Source organism: Nevskia soli (assembly GCF_903970205.1).
In the GTDB taxonomy this organism is placed as follows: Bacteria; Acidobacteriota; Terriglobia; order Bryobacterales; family Bryobacteraceae; genus Bog-113.
In genome coordinates this window covers 1-3,705 of the sequence record NZ_CAJCHS010000301.1, presented here as the reverse complement: position 1 = coordinate 3,705, position 3,705 = coordinate 1, and the positions used below count along the sequence as shown (strand labels likewise).

Annotated in this window: 3 protein-coding genes; 1 reads left to right on the top strand and 2 read right to left on the bottom strand. The window is 60.5% G+C overall.

Features of this window, described 5'->3' with window-relative positions; genetic code table 11:
- Positions 1 to 2,379: serine/threonine-protein kinase (locus H1Y01_RS13270; protein WP_180540995.1), on the top strand; the 2,379-nt coding region annotated here is incomplete at its 5' end.
- Positions 2,380 to 2,388: 9 nt separating this feature from the next.
- On the opposite strand, the gene H1Y01_RS13265 is transcribed toward H1Y01_RS13270, so the two are convergent.
- Together H1Y01_RS13265 and H1Y01_RS13260 are read right to left on the bottom strand one after the other, a co-directional pair.
- Positions 2,389 to 2,925, bottom strand: a complete 537-nt coding sequence (locus tag H1Y01_RS13265; RefSeq protein ID WP_180540994.1) for a BON domain-containing protein — start codon at positions 2,923 to 2,925, stop codon at positions 2,389 to 2,391.
- A gap of 138 nt (positions 2,926 to 3,063) precedes the next feature.
- On the bottom strand, positions 3,064 to 3,705 hold a 642-nt coding region (locus H1Y01_RS13260), incomplete at its 5' end, for a choice-of-anchor tandem repeat GloVer-containing protein (RefSeq protein ID WP_219341524.1).

The following is a 3,705-nucleotide window of genomic DNA, read 5'->3' as shown; positions in this document are numbered from 1 at the left end:
GACGAACTGCTGCGGCGCTTTCACGTCGAATCGCAATCCGCCAGCGCGCTCAACCATCCCAACATCCTGACGGTGTACGACGTCGGCGCGGACGGGCATGAACCCTATCTCGTCACCGAACTTCTGGAAGGCGAATCTCTCAGCAGCCGCCTGAAACGCGGCAAGCTCCCGGTCGCGCAAGCCGTCGATTACGCAAAACAGATCGCCTGCGGTTTGGCCGCGGCACACGCCAAAGGCATCGTCCATCGCGATATCAAGCCCGACAATCTGTTCATTACCAAAGGCGGCGCGGTCAAGATTCTCGATTTCGGACTGGCCAAAGTAACCTCAACCCAACCGCGCGTCGGGGCCACCATCAGCATGGTGACCAGCGCGGGACTGATCATGGGCACGGCGCCCTATATGTCGCCCGAGCAGGCGCGCGGGCAAGCGGTCGATACGCGCTCCGATATCTTCAGCTTCGGATGCGTGCTTTACGAAATGCTGACCGGAACCCGCGCCTTCCCGGGTGACACGCTGGCCGATCTGTTGACCGCCATCCTGACCACGGAGCCGGATCTGCGCGGGGTCGATTCGCCCGCGCTGGTGCGCATCGTCGGCCACTGTATCGAGAAAACTCCCGAGCAGCGGTTCCAATCGGTAAGCGATATCGCGTTTGCCCTCGACACCGCGCTCATTACCGACGGCCGGCCGCAACCGGTCGCGCTCGCTTCACAGCCGAAACGGAATCGCCTCCCATGGGCGCTGGCTGCTCTGTTTGCGCTCGGTTGCGTCACGCTGGCTTGGCTATACTTCCGGCCGAAACCGGACTTGCAGTTCCACCGGCTCACCTTCCGTCGCGGCACGGTTCAGGCGGCGCGATTCACGGCCGACGCGAACAGCGTGGTGTACAGCGCGCGCTGGGAGGATGAGCCCGGCGAAGTTTTCACGACGAGAGGCGACAGCCCCGGTTCCCGGCCTTTGGGCTTCACCGATACCGCCCTGCTCGCCGTCTCCGCGTCCGGTGAACTCGCCCTCGCTCAGAACACAATCCTGGGACGCAATCCGTTCGTTCGCGCCGGCATGCTGGCTCGGGCGCCGTTATCCGGGGGCGCCGCGCGCGCGATAGAAGCCGGCATCGATTTCGCGGATTGGTCGCCCGACGGAAAGGAGATGGCCGTCGCCAGAGAAACCGATCGCGGAACGCAACTGGAGTTCCCCGTCGGCAACGTGCTCTATACGACGCCCGGATATATCGGCGAGCCTCGCGTTTCCCCCGACGGCCGCCGCATCGCCTTTCTGGATCATCCGCTCTCGAATTCCAATCAGGGCAGTGTCGCGGTAATCGATCGCGCCGGACACAAGAAGCTACTCACCGCCGAGTATGCCGACGCGGAAGGACTCGCGTGGACTCCACAGGGCAATGAGATCTGGTTCACCGCCGCTAAGTCCGGGGGCAGGACCGACCTGCGCGCGGTTACTCTATCCGGCCGCGAACGCGTGGTGTTCCGGCAATCCGTTGCCACCGTGCTGCACGATATCTCGCGCGATGGCCGCGTTCTTCTGGCGAGTATCGAACTGCGGGCGAAAGCGATGTTCCGCGGCCCTTCCGACACGCAGGAGAAGGAGCTTTCGTGGCTGGATTGGTCGTTAGTTACGGGCATCTCGCGCGATGCGAAGTTTATCCTGTTCAACGAATCCGGCGAGGGCGCCGGAGACGACCAGCAGATCTACCTCCGCGACACCAGCGGCGCTCCCGCCGTGCTCCTCGGACCGGGCGGCAATCCGGGATGGTTATCCAGCGACGATCAATATGTCGGGACCGTGACGACGGACTTGCACAGTATCCTCATCTATCCGGTGGGACCTGGGTCGGCGCAGCGCATCCCCATACCCGGTTTCGAACTTACCGATGCCGGGCCCTCTCCCGACGGAAAGACACTTTGGTTTGTGGGTAGGGCGCCGGGTCACGGTCTGAGAGCTTATATTACGGATCTAAACGGCGCCTCGCCGCGAGCCGTTACGCCCGAAGGAACCACGGCAATGCCGTCCCCCGACGTGACCTATTTTGTAAGTACCCCGCCTTCCGGCAAAGGCTTCATCTATCCCGTGGCCGGAGGCGCTCCGCAAGAGCTTTCTCTCTCGCCTGGGGACCGGCTCGCGGGTTGGAGCCAGGACGGTCAGGAGTTATTCGTGTTCAATCGCAACGGCCTGCCCGCCAAAGTGTACCGTTTGAACTGGAAGACCGGTCATCGCGAACTCATGCGGGAGATCGCGCCCTCCGACCGAGCCGGGACGGATAACGTGAATAGCCTGCGGGTAACTCCAGATGGGAAAGCTTACACTTACTCGTGTATTCAGGACCTTTCCGAACTGCACATTGTGCAAGGTCTTAAGTAAGACTCTGACCTATTTCTGAACGCGCAGATCGTTTTGCACCGAGAACACGTTCGGTACTTGCTTCGCCTGAATACCGGCGATATTCTTATCCATCTCGTTATCCACCACGCCGGTCAGCGTGACATGCCCATTATCGACCAGGATGTGAATGGAGGGAACGGCCTGATATGCATACCGCGTCGCCAGTTGCCCTTGTCCGTAGATCGCGCGGAACACCGCCCGGCGCAGTTGGTCGTCCATCGGTGATGGCGGCAGCACTTTGATCTCATTGACCACCTGGCCGACACCCTCAATCCGCTTGACCGCGTTCTCCGCGTCGGATTTCAAGGTAGGCCGCGTCACCACCCCGAAGAGGGTTACATTGTTGCCGTCGACGCGGTAAGCTAGGTCGTCAAACACGCCGTAGTAAGGAAGAGTAACCAGTTCGTGTCTGACCTCTTTAATCAGGCGCGCATCGCCCGACGGCATCCTGGCGGTTTCTTGAGCCCTCGTCATTCCGGTTCCCAACAGGAGAAAGCCGGCGGCTAGTAGTGTTACTTTTGTCATGATTTACTCCGTACTCACCGTTATACATGCACAACGGCAGCCACTCATGGCGACAGTACGGGCTAACTATCCCTCTTATCGTTCCCGTGCACTACCGGCTTAAGCGCCTGACGTATTCGGCGACGGCATCGGAGTAGCTTACTGCGCGACGTTTTGGAGTACGAAGACGATTCCCCCGCCTTTGCTTCCGCCATAAGTAGCGGTTCCATATAGATTGCCTTGCGTATCAAGGACAAGGCGCGACTCAGGATCCGCTCCTGAGGCGAAGTCGGGAAAGGTACATAGAACAGTCTCGTCGCCTGTCGGTGAGAGCTTATAGACGACGCCGTAACTTCCCCCGCCCAATCCGGCAGCGCCGTAGAGGTTGTGCTTGCCATCCAGAATTACGCCCGAGTAAGGGGAGCCGCCGTCAGCTCCGCCGGTGAAAGTGTAGAGCACGGTTTCAACCCCCGAGGAATCAAGCTTGTAGACGATTCCATAGCCAGCGCCGCCAAGGGATGTTGTGCCGTAAAGGTTGCCAGCTCCGTCTCTGGTGAGGCCTCCGTAAGGAGTTGCGCCGTCCGCCCCGTCGAACATAAATAAGGTCGTCTCCTTTCCGCTTGGGTCCAACATAAAAACCGTGCCCTGGCCGAGATTGCCGCCGGACGTAGTGGTTCCATAAAGGTTGCCGGCTTCGTCGAGAATCACGCCCCCCGCGGGGGAGGAGGGGCTGGGATAGTCGAAGCTAAAAGCATAGAGCGTGGTGAATTCTCCGCTTGGGCTAAGGCGGTAGACGGTTCC

Coding starts and splice junctions, on each gene's coding strand:
- H1Y01_RS13265 (WP_180540994.1), bottom strand. CDS start 2,925: ATGACAAAAGTAACACTACTAGCCGCCGGCTTTCTCCTGTTGGGAACC.